The following is a 1,297-nucleotide window of genomic DNA, read 5'->3' as shown; positions in this document are numbered from 1 at the left end:
GGTGGCGGCCTTCCTCGACATGGACCGGCGGCAGTCGGTCGCCGAGGCTGCGGTCACCGCGTCGCACGAACTGGAACCCGAGCGGGGCCTGATCCGCATGTGGACACCGATCCGCGAGGCGTGTTACGACGCCGCGGAGATCTACCTGCGGCTCTCCCGTACCGAACCGGAGCAGCCCCTGGCGAGCGCCGCCGAGTACGAACAGGCGATCCATCGGATCGGTTCCGCGACAAGAACTCTGGACGAGTTCTACGGTGCCCATCGCGCGCATCTCGAACACGCGATGGCCGTCGCTGCGGCCACACCGCAACTCGCGCACCGGGCCCGCACCGAGGCGCATGCCGTCGCGCAGGCACTGCAGTCGCCGGAGAATGCCGCGTTCGCCGACTACCCGTCGGTGCGGGCCGCGGCGGGCGCACTGGACGCCGCGCTGGACGCGCTCGGGGCCGCTGCCGGGGCAGGCGCGATCCGGAAGCAGGCCGGGCAGGTCGGGCAGGCGACGGCGGCGCTGCGAGCGGCCCTGGACCAGGCACCCGCGCAGTCGGAGCGTGCCCGGAACACCCTTGCGTCCGTCACCACCCGGATCGGTGCGGTCCGCACCCGGCTCGAGGGTCTCGCACCGGCGTACTCGGCGCTGTTGCGCGAGTTCAACGCGGCAAGTTCCGCCGACCTGACCGGCAACGACCGGCGCGCCACCGAAATGCTCGCGAAAGCCGAGGAGAGCCTGGCCGCGGCACGGGCCGCGTTGTCGGCAGGCCGGCCCGAGGAGGCCCTCGATCACGCGAACGCGGCACGCTCGCAGTTGTCGGTCGCCGAACACAACGTCGACGCCGTCACCAGCCGACTCGCAACCCTGCGCGCGGTACGGGAGAATCCAGGAGCGAAAGTCGATGCCGTGCGCTTCCGACTGCGTGATGCGCAGCACCTCGCGGTGCAGCGTGGATTGACCGCAGAATGGGGCTCGGTACTCGACGCACAACTCGCCCGGATCGACAGAGCCGTCGATTCGCTGACAGGAATCCACCCGGACTACTGGGCGTACGTGCGCGATCTGGACGCGGTGACGGACTTCATCACCGGGGTGGTGCAACGAATGAGAGGACGGACGGACAGCCCATGAGCGGGGGGACCTTCACGCAGGTGCGTGGCACATGCCACTTCCGGCACCTGGATCCGGCCACACGGGACACCTTGTTCCTGCACCACCCCCAACCGTTCGACGACAGCGACGACCGTGAACGCCTGGCGCTCGCGCTCGGCGCAACCCTCTACGTGCCGGCGACCCGTCCGGACCTGG

Annotated in this window: 1 protein-coding gene and 1 pseudogene; both read left to right on the top strand. The window is 70.2% G+C overall.

Annotated elements, in window-relative coordinates:
• The first annotated feature begins 1 nt into the window (after nucleotide 1).
• The gene (locus tag I0Q12_RS06030) at nucleotides 2-1,120 is read left to right on the top strand and encodes a hypothetical protein (protein ID WP_307846056.1); all 1,119 of its coding nucleotides are present in this window, start codon (nucleotides 2-4) and stop codon (nucleotides 1,118-1,120) included.
• Nucleotides 1,117-1,297, top strand: a pseudogene (locus I0Q12_RS06025) (HpcH/HpaI aldolase/citrate lyase family protein); the annotation flags it as partial. The gene I0Q12_RS06030 and the pseudogene I0Q12_RS06025, both read left to right, overlap by 4 nt.

The sequence above is a fragment of the Rhodococcus sp. CX genome (assembly GCF_015865005.1).
Lineage (GTDB): Bacteria > Actinomycetota > Actinomycetes > Mycobacteriales > Mycobacteriaceae > Rhodococcus.
The sequence above is the reverse complement of the archived record's forward strand: the minus strand, read 5'-3'. Positions and strand labels throughout refer to the sequence as shown.